Here is a 22,305-nt window from a genome sequence, read left to right on the forward strand (position 1 = left end):
AGTCGGAGACGAACATGTCAATTGCAAGCACCACGACACTCGAGCGGCATACGATGCGAAAGGTCATCTGGCGGCTGCTGCCGTTCCTGATGATCTGTTATCTGATGGCGTTCATCGATCGCGGCAACGTCGGCATGGCGTCGCTCCAGATGAATCACGACATCGGCATGTCCGCGAAAGTGTTCGGCTTCGGCGCGAGTCTGTTCTTCGTGTCCTACTTCATCTGCGAAGTGCCGAGCAACCTCGCGCTCGAAAAGTACGGCGCGCGCGTCTGGATCGCGCGGATCATGATTACGTGGGGGCTGGTGTCGGCGGCGACCGCGCTCGTGCACAACGCCACGACGTTCTATATCCTGCGCTTTCTGCTCGGCGCGGCCGAAGCCGGCTTTGCGCCGGGCGTGCTGCTCTATCTGTCCTACTGGGTGCCGAAGGCGTATCGCGCGCGCGTCGTCGCGACCTTCATGGTGTCGATTCCGGCGGCGAGCTTCATCGGGTCGCCCATCTCCGCGCTCTTGCTGCAGATGGACGGCATTGCGGGTCTGCGCGGCTGGCACTGGCTCTTTATCCTCGAAGGAGTGCCGACGGTGCTGCTCGGCATCGCGTGCCTCTTCATGCTGACCGACAAGCCCGCCAAGGCGACATGGCTGAACGAAGACGAGCGCACGTGGCTGCTCGGCGCGCTCGCCGCGGAGAATGCACAGCCGAAGAAGGTCGCGCCGATGCCGCTGACCAAGCTCTTTCGCAACCGCTACGTGCTGTGTCTCGCGCTCGTCGATACCTGTGCGTCCGCTGCGGGCAGCACGTTGTCGGTGTGGCAGCCGCAGTTGTTGAAGTCGTATGGCTTGACCGTGCTGCAGACGGGCATGCTGAACGCCGTGCCGTACGCACTGGCGTCGATTCTGATGATCTTCTGGGGCCGTCATTCCGACCGCACGAAGGAGCATCGCTGGCATACGGTCGTGCCGATGCTCTTGATCGGCGGCGGTCTCTTCGCCACGTCGCTCAGCGGCTCGCTGGTGCCCACCGTGTGCATGCTGTGCTGCGTGCTCGTCGGCGCCTATGCGTTCAAGGGACCGTTCTGGGCGCTCGCATCGGACATGCTGTCGAACAGCACGATCGCGGCGGGGCTGGCCACCGTCAATGCCATCGCGAACTTGCTGGGTGGCGGCCTGATGGTCAACGTCTACGGCTGGGTCAAGGCGGCGACGGGCAGCTATTCGCTCGCGCTGATGCCGCTCGGCATCCTGACGCTGGTCAGCGTCGCCACGCTGCTCCTTCTGACGCGCAAGGGTCAATCCGGGCGCATGGTCGGCAAGACGGAGGCGGCATGAGCAGCAAGGGTCTGTCGCGACGCGGCTTTCTGGAACTGGCTTGCGCGTCCCTCGCGACGGCCGCGCTGCCTCGCACGGCGGCGGCCGAGGAAACCTGGTCGAGCGGTTCGGAGCGACCGTCCTTCGCCTTGCCGGAGCATGCCGTCGATTGTCACATGCATATCTATGACGATCGCTTTCCGGTGGCGCCTGGCACCAAACTGCGGCCGCCCAATGCGACGGTCGAGCAGTATCGGCAGTTGCAGACGCGGCTCGGGATACGGCGCAACGTCGTCGTGACGCCATCGACATACGGCACCGACAACCGATGCACCGTGGAAGCGTTGAAGCGCTTCGGCAACGACGCGCGCGGCATTGCGGTCGTCGATACGTCGGTGACGGATGACGAGCTTCATGCGTTGAACGGCGCCGGCGTGCGCGGCATCCGATTCAATCTGAGCTATCCCGGCGCGACGACGCTGGAGATGCTCGCGCCGCTGGCAAAGCGCATCGCTCCGATGGGATGGCATATCGAACTCGTCGTGCAAGGCGCGAAGCTGCCGCAACTGGAGGGGCACCTCGCGGCGCTGCCTTGCCCGCTCGTCATCGACCATATCGCGCACGTGCCGCAGCCCGGTGGAGCCTCCAGCGACGCGCTGCGTACGGTGCAGCGTCTCGTCGAGAGGGGCAACACGTGGATCACGTTGTCCGGGCCGTACGTGGACAGCAAGACGGGCGCGCCCGGCTATGAAGACGTGGCGCCGGTCGCCAGGGCGCTCATCGCCTTGGCCCCTGAGCGCATGCTCTGGGGCACGGACTGGCCGCATCCGACGCAGACATCGGGCAAGCCGGACGACGCCAGCCTGGTCGATGTCATCGCGGGCTGGATCGCCAGGCCGGAGTGGCAGCGGATGATATTCGTGACGAATCCGACGAGGCTTTACGGGTTCGATGCCGCGTAGGCGGTGGTCCATCTCGGAACGCTCATCCTGTTCCAATCAGGCGAAGTCGGTCCCCGCAGATTGACGATCAACCAAAATAAAAGGGCACACGATCGCTCGCGTGCCCTTTCTTCCACGACGCCGCGCGTTACTTCACGCGCATGCCCGGCTTCGCGCCGCTATGCGGCTCCAGAATGTAGAGCCCCGGTTCGGCCTTTTCGTCCGTGGCGGACGCGGCGAGCACCATGCCTTCGGACATGCCGAACTTCATCTTGCGCGGCGCGAGATTGGCGACCATCACCGTCAGCTTGCCGACGAGGTCCTGCGGCTGATATGCCGACTTGATGCCGGAGAACACGTTACGCGTCTTCTCCTCGCCGATATCGAGCGTCAGTTGCAGCAGCTTGTCGGAGCCTTCCACTGCCTTGCAGTCGACGATCTTCGCGATGCGCAAATCGACCTTCGCGAAATCGTCAATGGAAATGACGCCGTTGTCCTGTTGCTTCGGCTCCTTCGTTGCCGCGGCCTTCGGCGCAGCTGCGCTCGCTTCCGGCGCGGCCGGTTGCAGCGATTCGCGGTTCGCCGCGAGCAGCGCCTCGATCTGCTTCGGATCGACGCGCGTCGTCAGATGCTTGTACGCGTTGATCGCATTCGCGGACGAGAGCGGGCGCTCGGCATCGGCCCATGCGAGCGGCGCGATGCCGAGGAACGCTTCCACGGATTCGACGAGCTTCGGCATCACGGGCTTCAGCGCCAATGAAAGCAGCCGGAACGCTTCGAGGCTCACGCTGCACGTCTCATGCAGCGCGACCGCGTTCGCGGGGTCTTTCGCCTGTTCCCACGGCTTCGCGGTATCGACGTATGCGTTGACGGCGTCGGCGAGTTCCATCGTCGTGCGCAGCGCGCGGCCGTATTCGCGCGATTCGTAGAACGCCGCGATCTGCGGAATGGCGCCGCGCAGTTGCGCGATAAGCGAATGCTGCATGGCGCTGTCCTGCACGCGGCCATCGAAGCGTTTGATGAGGAAGCCCGCCGCGCGGCTCGCGATGTTCACGTACTTGCCGACCAGATCGCTGTTCACGCGCGCCTGGAAGTCGTCGAGGTTCAGATCGATGTCTTCCATGGTGCTGTTCAGCTTCGCGGCGAAGTAATAGCGCAGCCACTCCGGATTGATGCCCGTGTCGATCACGCTTTGCGCGGTGATGAACGTGCCGCGCGACTTCGACATCTTCGCGCCATCCACGGTCAGGAAGCCGTGCGCGAACACGTTCGTGGGCGTGCGGTGGCCGGAGAACTGGAGCATCGCGGGCCAGAACAGCGTGTGGAAATACAGGATGTCCTTGCCGATGAAGTGATATTGCTCCGCCTTCGAGCCGGGCTTCACCCACGCGTCGAAATCCACGCCGATGCGATCCGCCAGATTCTTGAAGCTCGCGTAATAGCCGACGGGCGCGTCCACCCACACGTAGAAATACTTGCCCGGCGCGCCGGGAATCTCGAAGCCGAAATACGGCGCGTCGCGCGAAATGTCCCAGTCGGCAAGCTTGGCTTCGCCCTTGTCGCCGAGCCATTCGCGCATCTTGTTGGTCGCTTCGGCTTGCGCGAGTCCGCCGACCCAGCCGCGCAGGAAGTCTTCGCAACGCGGATCGGACAGGCGGAAGAAGTAATGCGTCGACGTCTTGCGGATGGGCGTCGCGCCCGACACCACCGAATACGGATTGATGAGCTCGGTCGGCTGATACGTGGAGCCGCAGACTTCGCAGTTGTCGCCGTATTGGTCTTTCGCGCCGCACTTCGGGCACTCGCCCTTGATGAAGCGGTCCGGCAGGAACATTTCCTTGACCGGATCGTAGGCTTGCTCGATATCGCGTGCTTCGATCAGGCCGGCTTGCTGAAGCGCGGTGTAGATGGAGTCGCACAGCACGCGGTTTTCTTCGGCGTCGGTCGAATAGTAGTTGTCGAACGAGATGCCGAAGCTGTCGAAATCGCGCTTGTGCTCCTTCCAGACGCGCTCGATCAGCGCTTTCGGCGTGATGCCTTCCTTTTCGGCGCGCAGCATGATGGGCGTGCCGTGCGTGTCGTCGGCGCCGACATAGTAGACCTCGTGGCCGTGCATGCGCAGCGTCCGCACCCAGATGTCGGTCTGGATGTACTCGACCATGTGGCCGATATGAATCTGGCCGTTCGCATAGGGAAGCGCGGACGTGACGAGAATCTGGCGGCGGCCGCCTTCGTTGGCCGAAGCGGCGGACGCGGTGGCGGAAATCGGTGCTGACGATGCTGACATGGAGGCGCGGCCCGAAGGAGTGCTGGAAGCGGGTGAAAAGGGGAATGTCGATTTTAGCAGGGCGGGCGGGCAGCACGCGCGGCTGCGGGTTGCGCCGGGCAAATCAACCCGCCAGGTGAAGCGCGCTACGCATCACGACAAAATGCAACGCAAATGTTGTGCTATGGTTGATCGAACGAGGCGAGAGACGCTGTACTGTGACTCCGGCACTGCAGGAGGCATATGAAGTACAGCGAATTCAAAAGGTGGCTGCGCCAGCAAGGAGCCGAGTTCAAGCCGGCGAAAGGAAGCCATTTTCGCGTGACCTTGCATGGAAGAACGACGATTTTCCCCGACCATGGAAGCAGGGAAATCGGTACCAAGCTAGTCGAACAGATCAAGAAACAATTGGGATTGAAGTGAAAGAAAGTCTCATGCACGTGGGAGCTGACACAGTCATGTTGTCTTATCCAGTCAACCTGGAGCTCGATACGAACAACAGCTACCTGGTGACGTTCCCCGACATTCCGGAAGCGGTGTCGGTAGGCGACGATGAAGAGGAGGCGCTTCTGAATGCGCTGGATGCGCTCGAAAGCGCCATCGAGATCTACTTCGATGAGAAACGCGAATTGCCGCCTCCGTCGAAGCCGCGCAAGGGCCAGGCCGTCGTTACTTTGCCGGCGCTCGTCGTCTCGAAGGTCCTGCTCGCTAACGAAATGGTGCGGCAAGGCGTGCGAAAGTCGGAGCTCGCGCGTCGGCTCAATGTTCACATGCCGCAGGTGGACCGGCTGCTGAATCCGCGTCATCCGTCAAAACTCGACGCTATCGAAGCCGCACTGAAATCGCTGGGCAAACGCCTCAGCATTTCTCTCGCGTAAGGGCGGCCTACGCGCGAAACGGCGATATTTGCGCCGCCCAAAAAAAACCGGGGTCCAATCGGGCCCCGGAGCAACAACGACAAGAGGAGAATGGCAGGCGATGGCCCAGCCATCCACCCACCGTAACGACAGACAAGCGGCGCGCCGGCAAGTTTCAAAAATTTTTCACTCGCCTCTGAAACGGTGCCGGATCACGCGCTCGTCGCCTTTCCCCTGTTAGTCAGGTCTTACTGAACCTGCCCCGGCTGCGCCGTCGCGCGCAGATAGATTTCCACGCGACGATTCTGCGCGCGGCCGGCTTCCGTCGAGTTGTCGGCGATTGGCTGGTTCTGGCCCATGCCCTGCGCCGACAGACGCTGCGCCGCGACGCCGTGGCTCGAAATATACGACGCCACGCTCTGCGCTCGGTTCTGCGACAGCGTCTGGTTGTACGCGGCCGTGCCGGTGTTGTCCGTATGGCCGACGACGCTCGCGATCAGTTCAGGATGTTGCTGCAACGTTTGCGTGACCGAGTTCAGAACCGGGTCGAAAGAGGGCTTGATCGCGTAGCTGTTGGTATCGAACGAGATGGAATTCGGGATGTTGACCTTCAGCGAGCCGTCCTGCTGCTCGGTCACCTGCGTGCCGGTGCCCTTCGAGTCGCCGGAAATCTTGTTGCGGATGGCCTGCCAGTTGTAGCCGGTGATGCCGCCGACCGCCGCGCCCGTGGCCGCGCCGATCGCCGCGCCCTTGCCGCCGCCGAAAATCGCGCCAATGCCCGCGCCCGTGGCCGCGCCGACGCCCGTGCCGACCGCTGCGTTGGTGCCTTGCTGCGACGCGCAGCCTGCGACGAGCGCGCCCGCCACGGCGAACACGGACAAACGGGTCAACATCTTCATCTTCATCTTGATCTCCTTGATTCAACAAGCGATTCGACGCGCACGCGCCGACAGTGCGAAAGGGTCTTCGGACGGGCTTTCGGACGAGCCTCTACAATATTGAGAAACGTCCGTTTTCCCGCGGCGATACGTCCCCGGAAAACGACAGCAGCGGCATAGTGCAGCGCGAAGCAAGTCGCGCGCAACGGCGCTAACAATTACTTGCAATTTCATCAGTTTGTTGCACGGCGACGCACGGCAGCAACCCTCGTTCCACGGAGTATCAATGAGCATTGACCGCGCGCAGATCGACACTGCACTCGCTAACCTGACCGATCCCAACACCAACCGCAAGTTCGTCGACACCAAGAGCATCCGCAACGTATCGGTCGAAGGCGGCAAGGTGTCGGTGAGCGTCGTGCTGGGCTATCCGGCCAAGACGCAGTTCGCGTTGATCGGCAAACTCGTCGAGGACGCGCTGCGTCAGGTGCCAGGCGTCACCGATACCGCCGTCGACGTTTCTTCGCAAGTGGTCGCGCATGCGGTGCAGCGCGGCGTGAAGCTGTTGCCCAACGTCAAGAACATCATCGCGGTCGCGTCGGGCAAGGGCGGTGTCGGCAAGAGCACGACAGCCGCGAATCTCGCGCTCGCGCTCGCGGCGGAAGGCGCATCGGTCGGCATGCTCGACGCCGACATCTACGGCCCCTCGCTGCCGATGATGCTCGGCATTTCCGGCCGGCCGGAATCGCCCGACAATCAGTCGATGAATCCGCTGACCGGACACGGCATTCAGGCGAACTCGATCGGCTTTCTGATCGAGCAGGACAACCCGATGGTGTGGCGCGGCCCGATGGTCACGTCCGCGCTCGAACAGCTGCTGCGCCAGACGAACTGGAAGGATCTCGACTACCTCGTCGTCGACATGCCGCCGGGCACGGGCGACATCCAGCTCACGCTGTCGCAGAAGGTGCCGGTGACGGGCGCGGTGATCGTGACGACGCCGCAGGACATCGCGCTGCTCGACGCGAAGAAGGGCCTCAAGATGTTCGAGAAGGTCGGCATTCCGATTCTCGGCATCGTCGAAAACATGAGCACGCATATCTGCTCGAACTGCGGCCACGAGGAGCATATCTTCGGCGCGGGCGGCGGCGAGCGCATGGCGAAAGAATATGGCGTGCAGATTCTCGGTTCGCTGCCGCTCGACATTTCCATCCGCGAGCGCACCGACGCCGGCCAGCCGACCGTCGTGTCGCAGCCGGAAAGCAAGATTGCGGAGACCTATCGCGCGATTGCGCGGCGCGTCGCGATCTCGGTCGCCGAGCGTCAGCGCGACATGACCTCGAAGTTCCCGAGCATCGTCGTGCAGAACACCTGATCCGCCGCAAAGCGGCCCTCTCGCGCGAGCCTTGTGCGGCGCGGCTCGCGGTATCATGTCGCCTTCGAGACGCGGCAGCGTCGACGCAACGGGTGTCGGCGGGCCGCCGAGAGGATCGCATGAGAGACAGAGTCAACGGGCGGACGCGCTCCGCCTGGTTCGCCTTGTTCGCCGTGGCCGCGGCGGTGTGCAGCGTGCTGCTCGGCGGCTGCGGCATCATCTTCCAGAATCACGAGAAACGCGCGGACGCCACGCTGACGCCCACGCCCGGCAACACGGCGCGCGGCACGGTGACGCTCATCGAGCGCGCCGACGGCGTGCAGATCTCGTACAACCTCGTCGACATGCCGCCCAACAGCGACCACGCTCTGCAAGTTCACGAACGCGGTGACTGTATCGCGGTGAACGGGGACGCGAGCCCGGTCTTTGCGCTGCCCTCCGACCGCGGGCGCGCAGGTAGCCGGCTCGAAGGCGAACTCGGCAACATTCACGCCGACGCCACGGGCGCGGCCACCGGCTTCATCGTGGCGACGGACGTGTCGCTCGACGGCGTGCGCTCGGTCATCTCCCGCGCGATCATGCTGCACCGCGAAGCGGCCGACCCCTACGCGATAAGTCCGCACAACGTGGGTCCGACGCTTGCGTGCGGCGTCATCAGGCGGTAACGGCATCGTCCGAACGGCCGATCTCGCGGCGGGCGTCGTTCGCGTAAAATACGCGCTTCCATTTTCGTCTGGCCGCACGAGGCCATGCGCCGTTTCACCGCAGGCCTGCAGTCCCGCCAAGTGCGCGACTTCGCGCCGCAACGTTGGGTACCGTCCCCTATGAGCATCAAGTCCGACAAGTGGATTCGGCGCATGGCCGAAGAGCACAAGATGATCGAGCCGTTCGTGCGCGATCAGGTGCGCGTGGCCGAGGACGGCCGCAAGATCGTGAGCTACGGCACGTCGAGCTACGGCTACGACATTCGCGTCGCCGACGAATTCAAGATCTTCACGAACATCAACTCGACCATCGTCGATCCGAAGGCGTTCGACGAGAAATCGTTCGTGGACTTCAAGGGCGATGTCTGCATCATTCCGCCGAATTCCTTCGCGCTCGCGCGCACGGTCGAATATTTCCGCATTCCGCGCTCGTGCCTGACCGTGTGTCTCGGCAAGTCCACTTACGCGCGCTGCGGAATCATCGTGAACGTCACGCCGTTCGAGCCGGAGTGGGAAGGCTACGTGACGCTCGAATTCTCGAATACGACACCATTGCCCGCCAAAATCTATGCGAACGAAGGGGTCGCGCAGGTTCTCTTCTTCGAAAGCGACGAGATCTGCGAGACGTCCTACGCCGACCGCGGCGGCAAGTATCAAGGGCAGCACGGCGTGACGCTGCCGAAAACCTGATCGCCCGGCGTCCCTAGAACCGCACACGGCACGCGCTTGTCGAAGGACCGCTGGCTCCGGGAAAAAGTCTCGGGCAGCGGTCGTTCCATTTGGAGATTCGCCTCATGAAGTTCCGCTTCCCCGTCGTCATCATCGACGAAGACTTTCGCTCCGAGAACATCTCGGGTTCCGGCATTCGCGCGCTGGCCGAGGCGATCGAGGGCGAAGGCGCCGAAGTGCTCGGTCTCACGAGCTACGGCGATCTCGCCGCTTTCGCGCAGCAGTCGAGCCGCGCGTCGTGCTTCATTCTGTCGATCGACGACGACGAGCTGCTGCCTTACGCCGACAATGTCGTCGTGGAAGGCGACACGCCCGAACTGGCGTCGGCCATCGTCGCGCTGCGCGCGTTCATCAACGCCGTGCGCCGCCGCAACGCCGACATCCCCATCTTCCTGTACGGCGAAACGCGCACCTCGCGGCACTTGCCGAACGACATCCTGCGCGAGCTGCACGGCTTCATCCACATGTTCGAGGACACGCCGGAGTTCGTCGCGCGTCACGTCATTCGCGAAGCCAAGGTGTATCTCGATTCGCTCGCGCCGCCGTTCTTCAAGGAACTGGTGCAGTACGCGGAAGAGGGCTCGTATTCGTGGCACTGTCCGGGTCACTCGGGCGGCGTCGCGTTCCTGAAGAATCCGCTCGGGCAGATGTTCCACCAGTTCTTCGGTGAGAACATGCTGCGCGCGGACGTGTGCAACGCGGTGGACGAACTCGGCCAGCTGCTCGATCACACCGGGCCGGTCGCGGCCTCCGAGCGCAATGCGGCGCGCATCTTCAGCGCGGATCATCTCTTTTTCGTGACCAACGGCACGTCGACCTCGAACAAGATCGTGTGGCACGCGACCGTCGCGCCGGGCGATATCGTGCTCGTGGACCGCAACTGCCACAAGTCGATCCTGCACGCCATCACGATGACGGGCGCGATTCCCGTGTTCCTCACGCCGACGCGCAATCACTTCGGCATCATCGGGCCGATTCCGCGCGACGAGTTCAAGCCCGAGAACATTCGCCGCAAGATCGAGGCGAATCCGTTCGCACGCGAGGCGCTCGCGAAGAACCCGAAGGTCAAGCCGCGCATCCTGACCATCACGCAGAGCACGTACGACGGCGTGATCTACAACGTCGAGATGATCAAGGACCTGCTCGGCGACATGCTCGATACGCTGCATTTCGACGAAGCGTGGCTGCCGCACGCCGAGTTCCACTCGTTCTATCAGGACATGCACGCGATCGGCGCGGGCCGGCCGCGCACCGGCGCGCTGGTGTTCGCCACGCACTCCACGCACAAGCTGCTCGCCGGCATTTCGCAGGCATCGCAGATTCTCGTGCAGGACAGCGAGAACAGCACGTTCGACCGCCATCGATTCAACGAGGCGTATCTGATGCACACGTCGACGTCGCCGCAATACGCGATCATCGCGTCGTGCGACGTGGCCGCCGCGATGATGGAAGCGCCGGGCGGCCCGGCGCTCGTGGAAGAGTCGATTGCCGAGGCGCTCGATTTACGCCGCGCGATGCGCAAGGTGGATGCCGAATACGGCGACGACTGGTTCTTCAAGGTCTGGGGCCCGGACGCGCTGGCCGAAGAGGGCATCGGCGACCGCGAGGAGTGGATGCTGAAGCCGAACGACCGCTGGCACGGCTTCGGCGCGCTCGCCGAAAACTTCAACATGCTCGACCCGATCAAGGCGACGATCATCACGCCGGGGCTCGACGTGGACGGCGAATTCGGCGAGACGGGCATTCCGGCCGCCATCGTGACGAAGTATCTGGCCGAGCACGGCATCATCGTGGAGAAGACGGGGCTGTACTCGTTCTTCATCATGTTCACGATCGGCATTACGAAGGGCCGCTGGAACTCGATGGTCACCGAGCTTCAGCAGTTCAAGGACGACTACGACAACAATCAGCCGTTGTGGCGCGTGCTGCCCGAGTTCATCGCGCAGCATCCGTCATACGAGCGCATCGGCCTGCGCGATCTGTGCGAGCAGATCCACAGCGTCTATCGCGCGAACGACATCGCGCGGCTCACGACCGAGATGTATCTGTCGAGCATGGAGCCCGCGATGAAGCCGTCCGAAGCGTATGCGAAGCTCGTGCACCGCGAGATCGACCGCGTGCCGATCGACGAACTCGAAGGACGCGTGACGAGCATTCTGCTGACGCCGTATCCGCCGGGCATTCCGTTGCTGATTCCGGGCGAGCGCTTCAACCGCACGATCGTCGATTATTTGCGATTCGCGCGTGAGTTCAACGAGCGCTTCCCGGGCTTCCACACGGATATTCACGGGCTCGTCGGTGAAATGATCAACGGGCGCATCGAGTATTTCGTCGATTGTGTGCGCGATTGATATCGCGTGATTCGCTGTTGCAAAGACAAACGGCCCTTCATCGAAGGGCCGTTTGTCGTTCTAGGAAGCGCGAACCGCTTAAATCAGTCCTTCCGCCTTCATCGCCGCCTGCACCGCCGGACGCGCCGCGACGCGCGCCCGATACGCGGTCAACGCCGGCCACTTGTTCAGATCGAGGTCGATGAACGGCGCCCAGCCGAGCACGGTGAAGAGATACGCGTCGCCGATGCCGTATTCGTCGCCCAGCAGATACTGCTTGTCGTCGATATGCTTCGCCACGTACGCGAGACGGCGCTCCAGATTGGCCATTGCGGCGGCTTTCCACTCGCTCGTCCCAGCCGGGCTGAAGAACGGCGTGAAATTCTTGTGCAATTCCGTGCCAATAAACGTCAGCCAGCCTTGCAGACGATAGCGCGCCATCGCGTCGGCGAGCGGCGCGAGATGCTTGGCCGGCGCCTGATCCGCGATGTACTGCATGATCGCCGGACCTTCGGTCAGCAGTTCGCCGTTGTCGAGCTGAAGCGCGGGCACGTAGCCCTTCGGGTTGATCGCCATGAAATCGGCGCCGCTTGCGGTGACTTTCGTCTTCAGGTCGACGGCTTCGATTTCGTACGGCAGACCGGATTCTTCGAGGACGATATGCGAGGCAAGCGAGCACGCGCCGGCTTTGTAGAACAGTTTCATTCAAATCTCCAAGGTGAAACGCGCGCCATTATGAACGATTCGGACGAGGGCGCGGCGCGAGCGATCGCTTCTGATATTCGGAGATCAATTTGCCGCAGCCGTGAATAGGACAAATCGTGTGTTGCTTCAAGCTGTTCACGACCATGCTGTTGAATCCAATAACAAAGCAAAGAGGTCATCATGAGCGGCAGGCCACCATTCGGGAGCGCATGGATCGCATTCACCCGTGTACACGTGAGCGTGGCGGATGTCGGGAAATTGATCGGCGGTCGCGTCGACGACAATATCAAGGCCCGTATCTTCCAGAACGCATGTCCGATAAGAATGAGCTACGTGCTGAACAGCACCGGGTTTCCCGTCAGGAAGGAAGCGGGCTATGCGACTGTATCGGGTGCGGACGGAAAGCAGTACTTGTTCCGGGTGAACGACATCATGGCCTATCTCGAGCGCGAGTTCGGAAGGCCCGATAAAACCGTCAAGTCTCCGAAGGAAGCAGATTTTCGCGGTCAGCGAGGCATCCTCGTCGTGCGCGGACACGGCTGGAAGGATGCGCGAGGGCACGTCACTCTTTGGAACGGCGCTGCATGTTCGGATTCCTGCCACCTGCTTCAGAATCCGGACAACGGCACGTTCATTCCTGATACGGCATCGCTGTGGGAGTTGCATTGATGCGCCTCTTCGTCGCAGGTGTCGTGCTCTTGGCGCTCGGCCAGCTTGCACTGGCCTCTCCGGCGTCAGTGACTGAGACGCAGCAGGCGCTCCTGAAGCGCTGGGCACTGAGCCGTTGTCTCGCGAAGGTCTATCCCGACTCACCGGCGAAGGACGACGCGAACGCAACAGCGAGCAGCTATCTCGAAGCTGGCAGCGTCGCGGCTGACGCCTACCTGGCTGTCGACAAGCTTGCGAGCGAGTATGCGAACCGGCGCTACTCCGGCGCGGTTCACTCGTCGTTCAGAACGAAGAAATGCATCGATCTCTTCGACAGCAAAGCGCTCGACGATCTCACCGCCCGAATCGTGACTGCGCCATCCGCCGCCGCTAATCGACGATGAACTTGCGCGATGAATCGCGCGACACGGGCGGCGCGGACGCGAACTCCGGGTCCGCCGCCATATCGTGCAGCGCCGCTTCGAGCGTCGCGCACATCGCATTCAGCGCGAGGTCGTTCTCCTCTAACCCGAACGGGTCTTCGATCTGCGCGGCGATCGCCTCCAGCGCCATGAACGCATACGCCACCAGCAACGCGAAAAGCGGCGTCAACAGGCCCGCGCCATCGACGAGGCCGAACGGCAGCATCACGCAGAAGAGGTAGATCGTGCGGTGGATCATCACCGAGTACGAGAAAGGCAGCGGCGTCGAGGTGAGCCGCTCGCAGCCGCCGATCACGGCCGACAGCGCGTTCAGGTTCGCGTCGATGGCGAGCACCGCGTAGCCGTCGAGCGCGCCTTCGCGTTTTCTCGCCGCGACCCATTCGCCGAGCCACAGCAGGATCAGCGCGGGCTTGTACTGCGCGGCGGCGACGCGCGCGTGCAGTTCCGGCGGCAGGCGCGGCGCGAGATCGCTCGTCGCGTCGGTGCCGCGCAACTGATGCCGCAACGCATGCGCCAGTCCGCCGATCGCCGCGAGAAAGCGCCGCGTGTCGCCGGCGTCGCGCGGATGCGGCATCGACAACGCCTGACGCGCGAGCGACCGCGCCGTGATGACGAGCGAGCCCCAGAGCTTGCGCCCCTCCCACCAGCGGTCGTAGCTCGCGCTGTTGCGAAAGCCCAGGAACACCGCGAGCGCGATGCCGACGAGCGCGAACGGCGGCGTGCCGAGCCCGATCGGATAGTGCCGCATGTGGTCGTGCATGAAGATCGCCGCGACCGACAGCGCGAAGATCAGCCCGAGCCGCGGCAGCAGTTGCGGCAGCACGGAGCCGCGCCAGACGAACAGCATGCGGAACCAGTGCAGCTTCGGGCGAATGATCATGTTTGAGAGGAAACGCGCGACTGTCTTGAAAATACGGCGACAAAAAAGGCCGTCCCTGCGGACAGCCCTTCATGCAACCGACGGCTTCTGCGCGGGCTCAAAGCGCCTCGCGTGCCGCCCTGGCCGCCGCGCGCACCTGATCCGGCGCGGTGCCGCCCGGATGATTGCGGCTCGCGACCGAGCCTTCGAGCGTCAAATACTCGAACACGTCCTCGCCGATCAGATGCGCGACGTTCGGCAGTTCGATGCGCATCGCGTCCAGCGAGAGATCCGCGATATCGCAGCCACGCTCGTCGCAGATGCGCACCGCGTGCGCCACGGCTTCGTGCGCATCGCGGAAGGGCAGGCCGCGCTTCACGAGATAGTCCGCGAGATCGGTGGCGGTTGCGAAGCCTTGCAAGGCCGCGGCGCGCATGGCCTGCGGCTTCACCGTGATGCCCGCGGCCATTTCCGCGAAGATGCGCAGCGTGTCGGCAACCGTATCGACCGTGTCGAAAAGCGGTTCCTTGTCTTCCTGATTGTCCTTGTTGTACGCGAGCGGCTGACCTTTCATCAGCGTGAGCAACGCCATCAGATGCCCGTTCACGCGGCCCGTCTTGCCGCGCGCGAGTTCCGGCACGTCCGGGTTTTTCTTCTGCGGCATGATCGACGAACCGGTGCAGAAGCGGTCCGCCAGATCGATAAAGCCGACGCGCGGGCTCATCCACAGCACTAATTCCTCGGAGAAGCGCGAGACGTGCGTCATGATGAGCGCGGCCGCCGCCGTGAATTCGATCGCGAAATCGCGGTCGGACACCGCATCGAGCGAATTGGCGCAGATGCCGTCGAAGCCGAGCGAGGCCGCCACCGCGTGACGGTCGATCGGATAGCTCGTGCCCGCGAGCGCCGCCGCGCCGAGCGGCAGCCGGTTCACGCGACGGCGGCAGTCGCGCATGCGCTCGGCATCGCGCGTGAACATCTCGACGTAGGCGAGCAGGTGATGCCCGAACGTCACCGGCTGCGCCACTTGCAGATGCGTGAAGCCGGGCATGATGGTGTCCGCGTGCTTCTCCGCCATGTCGATGAGCGCGAGGCGCAGGTCCTTCAGCAAGTCACCGATGCGATCGATCTCGCCGCGCAGCCACAGGCGGATATCGGTCGCGACCTGATCGTTGCGCGAGCGGCCCGTGTGCAGCCGTTTGCCCGCATCGCCGATCAGCGCGGTGAGCCGCGCCTCGATGTTCAGGTGCACGTCTTCGAGATCCAGCTTCCATTCGAACTCGCCGCGCTCGATCTCGCCCTTGATCTGCGCCATGCCGCGCTCGATGGCCGCGAGGTCGTCCGCGCCGATGATGTTCTGCGCCGCGAGCATCGACGCATGCGCGAGCGAGCCTTGAATGTCGACGAGCGCGAGCCGCTTGTCGAAGAACACCGACGACGTATAGCGTTTGACGAGCTCCGACATCGGCTCGGAGAAGCGAGCCGACCAGGCTTCGCCTTTTTTGTGAAGTTGGGACGTCATGGTGTGTTTTCGGCGTTCGAGGCGTCAGAAAGACGAGAATTTTAACATTCGGGGCTACGCGTCCCCGACCAGAATCACGAGCTTCAGGTCTTCGCGATGCGCCGGCTTGAACGTGATCTGATTGAACACCACGCGCCCGCGCGACGGATGATCGAACGCGCGCTCGCCGCCTTCCCGCTCGAACACGTCTTGCGAGGCCCAGTAGCGCGCGAAGGCATCGCTTGCGGCGCTCAGCGCGTCGATCAGTGCGCGCGTGGGCGGATCGTTCAGATGGCGGATGGAATCCGCGCGAAATTCGGCGGCGAGGCGCCGCGCGCGCGTTTCCCAGTCGACGATCAGCGTTCGCGCCGCCGGCGACGTGAACGTGTAGGTCAGGAGATTGCGGTCGTGCTCGCCGTCCAGCCAGCCGACGAACAGGTCCGCAGCCGGCGCGTTCCAGCGCAGCGCGTTCCACTGGCGGTCGAGCACGTAGGCGGGCGCGCCGATCAGGCCGACCGTCTGCAACAGCGCGGCGGGGACGTCCTGCGCGGCGGGATCGGGCTCGGCGGGATCGCGTTGCGCGGCGAGTTCGAACAGATAAGCGCGTTCGGCGCGCGACAGTTGCAGCGCGACGGCGATGCGCGCGAGCGCGTCGGCGGAGGCGGACACCGGCCGGCCCTGCTCGATCCACGTGTACCAGGTCGGGCTCACGCCACACAGTTGCGCGACTTCCTCGCGGCGCAGGCCGGGCGTGCGGCGGCGCGGACCCGACGGCAAGCCGACCGCGAGCGGCGACAGACGCTCGCGATGCGTGCGGATGAATTCGCCGAGCGCGCGGGCCGGCGTATCAGGGAGCGGTCCGGCGAGCGGTTCGGCGGGCTTGTTTTCGGTTCGGTTCATGCGGACTTCGGACGCAAACGTCGGCGCGCGACGGGTGGTTCGGATACCAGGATAACCAGTCAACTTGTACCGGTACAAGGCGGGCTCTATTGTATCGACACGCCGGCGCTGCGACGACCGGTATCCGATGCACAACACGTCCACCATGCGGAGTCACGATGAAACACCACGAACAGGTCGCCGACGCGTTCGGCAGCACTGCCGCCGCGTATCTCACGAGTCAGGTTCACGCGACCGGCGCCGATCTGCAAAACCTTGCCGCGACCTTCGCCGCGACGTGCGGCAACGCGACGGTGCTGGACATGGGCTGCGGCGCGGGTCACGCTAGCTTCGCGGTCGCGCCGCATGTGAAGCAAGTCGTGGCCTACGACATCGCGCCGCAGATGCTCGCCACCGTCGAAGCCGCCGCGAAAGAGCGCGGGCTGACGGCCATCCGCACGCAGCAGGGCACGGCCGAAACGCTGCCCTTTGACGACGCCTCGTTCGACTGGGCGATCAGCCGCATGAGCGCGCATCACTGGCGCGACGTGCCGAAGGCGCTCGCCGAGGTGCATCGCGTGCTGAAGCCGGGCGGGCGGCTCAAGTTCATCGACATCGCGGGCATCGACGATCCGCTTTTCGACACGCACATTCAGGCGATCGAAGTGTTGCGCGATGCATCGCATATCCGCGACTATCGCGCGGACGAATGGATCGCGATGCTCGGCGCCGCCGGCTTCGACGCGCGCGTGACCGAACGCTGGCGCATTCCGCTCCAATTCGACGCATGGGTGACGCGCATGCGCACGCCGCCCGAGCGCGTGACCGCGATCAGATCGATGTGGGAGCGGGCTCCGGATGAAGTGCGCCAGTACTTCGCGGTGAAGGAAGATGGATCGTTCGAACTGGATGCGTTGATGATCGAAGGGCGACGATCGTAGTCTTGCCGGCTGGCGTTTCATGGAACTTCACAAAGCGTGAGCGTCGCGATTCTACAATTGTCGCTTCGGGCAAGTTCTGCGCATCGGCCGCCGGGAACGGCGAAAACGGTTCGCGAGCCGATGCGTCGCGAGAATCCATCATGCAAGCCAACGAATTGGAAGTTCAGTTACGCAGCCGGCTGGAGCAGAGCCCGCACTCTGCCGCCGCGATGAACAACTACGGCGCGTTTTTGCGACAGCAGGGTCGCTACGCGGAATCCGAGGCGCTGCTTCAAAACGCTTTTCGCGTGAGACCAGATTCCGTGGAGATTTGCTTCAATCTGGCGCTCGTCCTGGTCGATCTCGGGCGGTTCGAGGAAGCCGAAGTGGCCGTGCGCCGCGCTTGCGCCCTGAAGCCGGACTTCGGCGATGCGCACGGCGTGCTTGGCGACGTGTTGAGCAAGCAAGCCCGCTGGGCCGAGAGCGAGAAGGTTTTCCGCGACGCAATTAATATCAAGCCGGACGATGCGAATTTATATAGCGCGTTGGGCAACGTTCTCCGGCTTCAGCGTCGTCTGCCCGAAGCAGAGGCCGTGCTGAAACATGCGCTGACGCTCGACCCCAACTCGTTCCAAACTTATCAAACGCTGGGCATCGTGCTGGATTCGCAGGAAAGGGTCGAAGAAGCGGAGGCTGCGACGCGACGCTCGCTAGCCATTCGCCCGGACAATCCGCCTGCAAAGTTGTTGCTCGGAATGATCCTGCTCAGCACGGGCCAGTACGCGGAAGGCTGGGCCCTCTGCGAGAGTCGGCTCGACACCGACTCCACCGCCTGGGATAGGGCGAACTTCGATTTTGCCGCTGCGGCCGCATCGGGCCTTTCGATCGTTCAGTGGCGCCACGGCGAGTCGATCGCGCGAAAATCGCTCCTTGTCGTGCAGGAGGCAGGTCTCGGAGACATGATTCAGTTCGCCCGTTTTCTGCCGATGCTAAAAGCGCGGGGTGTGAGCAGGCTGTCGGTCCTCTGTACTCCGAACCTGATCAGATTGCTGGAATGTGTCGACGGCGTGGACGAAGTCATTCCGTCGACGCAAGGGATCGACGTCGCCTCCTATGACCGGTGGTGCTTCATGATGAGCCTGCCGCACCGGCTGGACATTACGCTCGCGAACCTGCCGGCGGACGTGCCGTATTTTCGATTGCCGGATGCGCAGGTCACGCGGTTGAGCAAGACGTTCGCGCAACGCGCGCCGTCCCGATGGCCGAAGGTAGGACTCGTTTGGGGCGGCAGCCACAGATTAGGCTGCGCCCGGCCCGGACGGTTCGACACGACCGAGAACGAGCAGCGGTCCATCGCCTTGAGCAGCTTTATCGACTGTCTGCAGATACCGGGAATCGAGTTCTTCAGCCTGCAAATGGGCGGGCCCGAAGCCGAATTGACTCAGATACCGCCGCACCTCCGGCCGGTCGACCTGATGAGCGGCGTCACCGATCTCGCCGATACGGCGGCGCTCATCGAACAGCTCGATCTGGTCATCAGCGTCGATACATCCGTCGCGCATCTGGCGGGCGCGCTGGGCAAGCCGGTCTGGATACTGCTCCGCTTTGCAGGCGACTGGCGCTGGCTCGTCGGGCGGGAGGATTCGCCGTGGTATCCGTCGGCGCGCCTCTTCCGGCAATCGCGGCCTGACGACTGGAGCGACGTGATCGCCAAGGTCGGGCAGTGCTTGCGGGAATTGGCGCGTTCTGAAGCGCCGCCACGATAGACGGCGCTCCCCAACACAGGTTCAGCCCGTATTCCGCAAGCCTGCCGCAATCCCGTTGATCGTCAAATGAATCCCGCGCCGCAGCCGCACGTTCTGATCGCCCGCGCGGTGGCGCTTGAGCAGTTCCACCTGCAGGTGATTCAGCGGGTCTAGGTACGGAAAGCGGTTCTTGATCGAACGCGCGAGCAGCGGGTTGTCGGAGAGCCGCTCGCTTCGGCCAGTGATCTCGGTGAGCACGTGACAGGTGCGCTCGTGCTCGGCCACGATCTTATCGAACACCAGCTTGCGGAGCTTCTTGTCGCTGACGAGCTGCGCGTAACGCGACGCCACCGCGAGATCGGTCTTCGCGAGCACCATGTCCATGTTCGACAGCAGATTCTTGAAGAACGGCCAGGTCTTGTGCATCTTGCGAAGCGCGGCAAGACGCCGGGTGCGCTCGGCATCCGATCCGGCTTCGTCGAGATAAGCGGTCACGGCGCTGCCGAAGCCGTACCAGCCTGTCAAGAGCAGACGGCACTGGCCCCACGAAAAGCCCCACGGAATCGCGCGCAAATCCTCGATCTTCCGATGCTTCGGGTCCTGCAGCTTGCGCGACGCCGGCCGGCTGCCGATGTTTAGTTCCGCAATTTCCGCAATCGGCGTCGAGGAGAAGAAGTAATCGGTGAAGCCGGGCGTCTCGTAGACGAGCGCGCGATACGCGGACATCGCGGCATCCGAAAGCGTCTGCATCGTCGCTTCGAACTGCGGCAGTTGCGCCGGCGCGTTTTCGTGCGGCAACAGCGATGCTTCGAGCGTCGCGGCCACGACCGTCTCCAGATTGCGCCGTCCGATTTCCGCATTTGCGAACTTGCTCGCGATCACTTCGCCTTGCTCGGTCAGGCGAATCTGGCCGTCGACCGTGCCGGGCGGCTGCGAAAGGATCGCCTGATACGTCGGACCGCCTCCGCGCCCGACCGTGCCGCCGCGCCCGTGAAAGAGCCTGAGCGTCGTCTTGCGTTCCTTGAACAGCGCGACGAGCGCCAGTTCCGCGCGATACAACTCCCAGTTCGACGTGAGAAAGCCGCCGTCCTTGTTGCTGTCCGAATAGCCGAGCATGACTTCCTGCTCCTGGCCTTGATTCTCGATCAGCTTGTCGATGCCCGGCAGCGCAAAGAACTCGCCCATGATGACGGGCGCATTGCGCAAATCCGCGATGGTTTCGAATAGCGGGATCACCATCAAGCCGTCGCGCGCGGCGTCGTCCTTGCTGCCCAGACAGCCTTGCAGCACGCCGGTTTCCTTTTGCAGCAGCATCACTTCCAGCAGATCGCTGACGGTTTCCGTGTGCGAAATGATGTAGTTGCGCACCGCCCGCGCGCCGAACTTCTCGCGGATTTCCCGCGCCGCTTCCAGCACGCCGAGTTCGCTTTTCGCGAGATCGGAGTATTGCGCGTACGGCAGGCGCAGTGGCCGCGGCTGGCCGAGCTCCTTCAGCAGCACGTCGCGCTTCTGCGCTTCGTCGAGCGACCCGTAATCGGCGACGACGCCGCCGCGCGCGAGCAGTTCCGCGACGACCGCTTCGTGAATATCCGAGCTTTGCCGCAAGTCGATGCTCGCCAGATGAAAGCCGAACACTTCGGACGCCCGCGCGAGCGGCGACAGGCGCTGCGCCGCCAGCGACGCGCCGTGGTTCTGCGCAAGCGATTCGATCAGCACGTTTAGATCGCGCGTGAACTCGGCGGCGTCGGCATACGGCGTCGCGCGGATCGGGGCCGCGCCGCGCCCGGCGCTGCGCACGGCCACCACGCCTTCGCCCAGCCGCACGCGCGCGCTCGCCGCGAGCCGCGTGTAGATGCCGATCAGCGCGCGCCGGTACGGCTCGTCCGTGCGATGCGGCGAATGGTCCGGCGACGCATCGGCGAGCGCGAGCAGCGCATCGCTCGCGCCCGCGAGCAGGTTCGACACCGACAGTTCCGCGCCGAGCTTGTGCACCTCTTCCAGATAGTGTTCGAAGATCACGGTCGCCTGCCGCGTGATGGCGGCGTCGAGCGTTTCCGCCGTGACGTTCGGGTTGCCGTCGCGGTCGCCGCCGATCCAGCTTCCCATCTGGAAGAACGGCGGCAGGCGCGTGGGCAGGCCGTGCTCGGCGAGCGCGGCTTCGATATCGGCGTACAGCGCGGGAATCTCGGCGAGGAAGGTGGCGCGATAGTAGGAGAGCGCGTTTTCGATTTCATCGGCGACAGTCAGACGCGCGTCGCGCAGCATGCGCGTCTGCCAGAGCGACGTCACGCGCGCGCGCAGCACCGCCTCGTTCTGCGCGCGTTCGCGGGCGGTCAGTTCCTGATCGCGCTCGGCGAGCAGACGCGCGATGTCGTGTTGCGCGTCGAGAATGCTCTTGCGCTGCACTTCGGTCGGATGCGCGGTAAGCACCGGAACGATCAGCGCGTCGTCGAAGAACTTCTGCAGCATCTTGCGCGTGGCGCTGACGTTCTTCTGCTCGCGCATGCGCTCGATGGCATACGCGATAGTGCCCGGCTGCGGCGCCGAGCCCGCGAGCGCGTGAATGCGGCGGCGGCGGTTGTGGTGACGGTCTTCCGCGATGTTCGCCAGATGCGAGAAATAGCTGAACGCGCGCACGACGGACACCGTCTGCTCCGGCGACAACGCACGCAGGCGCTTTTCGAGCGTCTGCGAGGCGTCGACGTCGTCCTCGCGGCGAAACTTGACGGCGGTCTGACGAATCGCCTCGACCATGTCGAACACGGCGTCGCCTTCCTGCTCGCGCAGCACTTCGCCCAGCACGCGGCCCAGAAAGCGGATGTCTTCGAAGAGCGGACGGTCCTTGTCGTCGCGGGCGCGGCTCGCGGGCTTCGCGCGGTCGGCGGAATCGGTGAACTCCACGGCGGCGCTGTCATCGGCGGGAGAAGCGGCCTTCGCCTTCTTCGACGCCTTCGCCGGCTTCGGCGCTTTCACCATCACTTCGACGCCCGGCTTCTCCTGGACGGCGACGGCCGCCGTGGACGCTTTCGCGGCGCCTGCGGCCCGCGTCTTCGGAATGGAAGGCGACGCAGCCGTGATGGACGTGTCGGAGGATGAGTCGGGCGATGCGGCGTTGCGGCGCGCCGGGCGGGCCGAAGCGGAAGACGTCACGTTGAGTTCCTCTCTCTGCTCTCTGATAGGCGAAGCCAGGGACCATCGGCGAAACGGCGGCCTGT

At 63.9% G+C, this 22,305-nt stretch carries 19 protein-coding genes; 12 read left to right on the forward strand and 7 right to left on the reverse strand.

The features are described from left to right. Window positions 1–14: 14 nt before the first annotated feature. Together NCR34_RS04040 and NCR34_RS04045 are read left to right on the forward strand one after the other, a co-directional pair. Window positions 15–1,331, forward strand: a complete 1,317-nt coding sequence (locus NCR34_RS04040) for an MFS transporter (protein WP_250499128.1) — start codon at window positions 15–17, stop codon at window positions 1,329–1,331. Next, on the forward strand, window positions 1,328–2,272 hold the full coding sequence (locus NCR34_RS04045; RefSeq protein ID WP_250499129.1) for an amidohydrolase family protein: 945 nt from the start codon (window positions 1,328–1,330) through the stop codon (window positions 2,270–2,272). Before NCR34_RS04040 ends, NCR34_RS04045 begins: the two co-directional genes overlap by 4 nt. A gap of 127 nt (window positions 2,273–2,399) precedes the next feature. On the opposite strand, the gene metG is transcribed toward NCR34_RS04045, so the two are convergent. Beyond that, window positions 2,400–4,538 (reverse strand): methionine--tRNA ligase, encoded by a 2,139-nt coding sequence (gene metG, locus NCR34_RS04050; RefSeq protein WP_250499130.1) that lies wholly within the window; start codon window positions 4,536–4,538, stop codon window positions 2,400–2,402. A 222-nt stretch (window positions 4,539–4,760) separates the two neighbouring features. On the opposite strand from metG, the gene NCR34_RS04055 reads away from it, so the two are divergent. Continuing rightward, a complete protein-coding gene (locus tag NCR34_RS04055) occupies window positions 4,761–4,940 on the forward strand; it encodes a type II toxin-antitoxin system HicA family toxin (protein WP_248321540.1) in 180 nt (59 codons plus the stop codon). 35 nt (window positions 4,941–4,975) lie between these two features. Beyond that, a complete protein-coding gene (locus tag NCR34_RS04060; protein ID WP_250499131.1) occupies window positions 4,976–5,395 on the forward strand; it encodes a type II toxin-antitoxin system HicB family antitoxin in 420 nt (139 codons plus the stop codon). A gap of 227 nt (window positions 5,396–5,622) precedes the next feature. Here the strand turns inward: NCR34_RS04060 and NCR34_RS04065 are convergent, their stop codons facing one another. Beyond that, entirely contained in the window at window positions 5,623–6,279 is a 657-nt protein-coding gene (locus NCR34_RS04065; protein ID WP_248321544.1) for a YiaD family glycine zipper/OmpA-like lipoprotein, read from the reverse strand. A gap of 259 nt (window positions 6,280–6,538) precedes the next feature. On the opposite strand from NCR34_RS04065, the gene apbC reads away from it, so the two are divergent. The 4 genes from apbC to NCR34_RS04085 all read left to right on the forward strand — a co-directional run bounded on the left by apbC (window position 6,539) and on the right by NCR34_RS04085 (window position 11,411). Further along, window positions 6,539–7,627, forward strand: a complete 1,089-nt coding sequence (gene apbC / locus NCR34_RS04070; RefSeq protein ID WP_250499132.1) for an iron-sulfur cluster carrier protein ApbC — start codon at window positions 6,539–6,541, stop codon at window positions 7,625–7,627. A 119-nt stretch (window positions 7,628–7,746) separates the two neighbouring features. Continuing rightward, window positions 7,747–8,292 (forward strand): superoxide dismutase family protein, encoded by a 546-nt coding sequence (locus NCR34_RS04075; RefSeq protein ID WP_250499133.1) that lies wholly within the window; start codon window positions 7,747–7,749, stop codon window positions 8,290–8,292. A gap of 159 nt (window positions 8,293–8,451) precedes the next feature. Next, a complete protein-coding gene (gene dcd, locus NCR34_RS04080) occupies window positions 8,452–9,021 on the forward strand; it encodes a dCTP deaminase (protein WP_014190693.1) in 570 nt (189 codons plus the stop codon). Between the two features lie 104 nt (window positions 9,022–9,125). Continuing rightward, complete coding sequence (locus NCR34_RS04085; protein ID WP_250499134.1) at window positions 9,126–11,411, forward strand: arginine/lysine/ornithine decarboxylase; 2,286 nt, start codon at window positions 9,126–9,128, stop codon at window positions 11,409–11,411. Between the two features lie 78 nt (window positions 11,412–11,489). Here NCR34_RS04085 and gstA read toward each other — a convergent pair whose 3' ends face one another. After that, complete coding sequence (gstA, locus tag NCR34_RS04090) at window positions 11,490–12,095, reverse strand: glutathione transferase GstA (protein WP_250499135.1); 606 nt, start codon at window positions 12,093–12,095, stop codon at window positions 11,490–11,492. A 180-nt stretch (window positions 12,096–12,275) separates the two neighbouring features. On the opposite strand from gstA, the gene NCR34_RS04095 reads away from it, so the two are divergent. Further along, the gene (locus NCR34_RS04095) at window positions 12,276–12,764 is read left to right on the forward strand and encodes a type VI secretion system amidase effector protein Tae4 (RefSeq protein WP_250499136.1); all 489 of its coding nucleotides are present in this window, start codon (window positions 12,276–12,278) and stop codon (window positions 12,762–12,764) included. 29 nt (window positions 12,765–12,793) lie between these two features. Further along, window positions 12,794–13,147 (forward strand): T6SS amidase immunity protein Tai4 family protein, encoded by a 354-nt coding sequence (locus tag NCR34_RS04100; RefSeq protein WP_250499137.1) that lies wholly within the window; start codon window positions 12,794–12,796, stop codon window positions 13,145–13,147. Here the strand turns inward: NCR34_RS04100 and NCR34_RS04105 are convergent. The 3 genes from NCR34_RS04105 to NCR34_RS04115 all read right to left on the reverse strand — a co-directional run bounded on the left by NCR34_RS04105 (window position 13,134) and on the right by NCR34_RS04115 (window position 16,446). Then, the gene (locus tag NCR34_RS04105; protein ID WP_250499138.1) at window positions 13,134–14,066 is read right to left on the reverse strand and encodes a bestrophin family protein; all 933 of its coding nucleotides are present in this window, start codon (window positions 14,064–14,066) and stop codon (window positions 13,134–13,136) included. The genes NCR34_RS04100 and NCR34_RS04105 overlap by 14 nt on opposite strands. Window positions 14,067–14,163: 97 nt before the next feature. After that, window positions 14,164–15,567 (reverse strand): argininosuccinate lyase, encoded by a 1,404-nt coding sequence (gene argH, locus NCR34_RS04110; protein ID WP_250499139.1) that lies wholly within the window; start codon window positions 15,565–15,567, stop codon window positions 14,164–14,166. Window positions 15,568–15,621: 54 nt separating this feature from the next. Further along, a complete protein-coding gene (locus tag NCR34_RS04115) occupies window positions 15,622–16,446 on the reverse strand; it encodes a helix-turn-helix transcriptional regulator (protein ID WP_250499140.1) in 825 nt (274 codons plus the stop codon). Window positions 16,447–16,604: 158 nt separating this feature from the next. On the opposite strand from NCR34_RS04115, the gene NCR34_RS04120 reads away from it, so the two are divergent. Together NCR34_RS04120 and NCR34_RS04125 are read left to right on the forward strand one after the other, a co-directional pair. Then, window positions 16,605–17,366 carry a class I SAM-dependent methyltransferase gene (locus NCR34_RS04120; protein ID WP_250499141.1) on the forward strand — a complete coding sequence of 254 codons (762 nt, stop codon included), beginning with the start codon at window positions 16,605–16,607 and terminating at the stop codon, window positions 17,364–17,366. 140 nt (window positions 17,367–17,506) lie between these two features. Continuing rightward, window positions 17,507–19,111 (forward strand): tetratricopeptide repeat-containing glycosyltransferase family protein, encoded by a 1,605-nt coding sequence (locus tag NCR34_RS04125; RefSeq protein WP_250499142.1) that lies wholly within the window; start codon window positions 17,507–17,509, stop codon window positions 19,109–19,111. Window positions 19,112–19,132: 21 nt separating this feature from the next. Here the strand turns inward: NCR34_RS04125 and ppc are convergent, their stop codons facing one another. Beyond that, complete coding sequence (ppc, locus tag NCR34_RS04130) at window positions 19,133–22,240, reverse strand: phosphoenolpyruvate carboxylase (protein ID WP_250499143.1); 3,108 nt, start codon at window positions 22,238–22,240, stop codon at window positions 19,133–19,135. Window positions 22,241–22,305: the final 65 nt, after the last annotated feature.

Origin of the sequence: Caballeronia sp. GAWG1-5s-s (assembly GCF_023631445.1) — a bacterium.
Taxonomy (GTDB): Bacteria; Pseudomonadota; Gammaproteobacteria; order Burkholderiales; family Burkholderiaceae; genus Caballeronia.

Coding starts and splice junctions, on each gene's coding strand:
- NCR34_RS04075 (WP_250499133.1), top strand. CDS start 7,747: ATGAGAGACAGAGTCAACGGGCGGACGCGCTCCGCCTGGTTCGCCTTG.
- metG (WP_250499130.1), bottom strand. CDS start 4,538: ATGTCAGCATCGTCAGCACCGATTTCCGCCACCGCGTCCGCCGCTTCG.
- gstA (WP_250499135.1), bottom strand. CDS start 12,095: ATGAAACTGTTCTACAAAGCCGGCGCGTGCTCGCTTGCCTCGCATATC.
- argH (WP_250499139.1), bottom strand. CDS start 15,567: ATGACGTCCCAACTTCACAAAAAAGGCGAAGCCTGGTCGGCTCGCTTC.
- NCR34_RS04060 (WP_250499131.1), top strand. CDS start 4,976: ATGTTGTCTTATCCAGTCAACCTGGAGCTCGATACGAACAACAGCTAC.
- NCR34_RS04065 (WP_248321544.1), bottom strand. CDS start 6,279: ATGAAGATGAAGATGTTGACCCGTTTGTCCGTGTTCGCCGTGGCGGGC.
- NCR34_RS04105 (WP_250499138.1), bottom strand. CDS start 14,066: ATGATCATTCGCCCGAAGCTGCACTGGTTCCGCATGCTGTTCGTCTGG.
- NCR34_RS04120 (WP_250499141.1), top strand. CDS start 16,605: ATGAAACACCACGAACAGGTCGCCGACGCGTTCGGCAGCACTGCCGCC.
- NCR34_RS04055 (WP_248321540.1), top strand. CDS start 4,761: ATGAAGTACAGCGAATTCAAAAGGTGGCTGCGCCAGCAAGGAGCCGAG.
- NCR34_RS04085 (WP_250499134.1), top strand. CDS start 9,126: ATGAAGTTCCGCTTCCCCGTCGTCATCATCGACGAAGACTTTCGCTCC.
- NCR34_RS04095 (WP_250499136.1), top strand. CDS start 12,276: ATGAGCGGCAGGCCACCATTCGGGAGCGCATGGATCGCATTCACCCGT.
- dcd (WP_014190693.1), top strand. CDS start 8,452: ATGAGCATCAAGTCCGACAAGTGGATTCGGCGCATGGCCGAAGAGCAC.
- NCR34_RS04125 (WP_250499142.1), top strand. CDS start 17,507: ATGCAAGCCAACGAATTGGAAGTTCAGTTACGCAGCCGGCTGGAGCAG.
- apbC (WP_250499132.1), top strand. CDS start 6,539: ATGAGCATTGACCGCGCGCAGATCGACACTGCACTCGCTAACCTGACC.
- NCR34_RS04040 (WP_250499128.1), top strand. CDS start 15: ATGTCAATTGCAAGCACCACGACACTCGAGCGGCATACGATGCGAAAG.
- NCR34_RS04115 (WP_250499140.1), bottom strand. CDS start 16,446: ATGAACCGAACCGAAAACAAGCCCGCCGAACCGCTCGCCGGACCGCTC.
- NCR34_RS04045 (WP_250499129.1), top strand. CDS start 1,328: ATGAGCAGCAAGGGTCTGTCGCGACGCGGCTTTCTGGAACTGGCTTGC.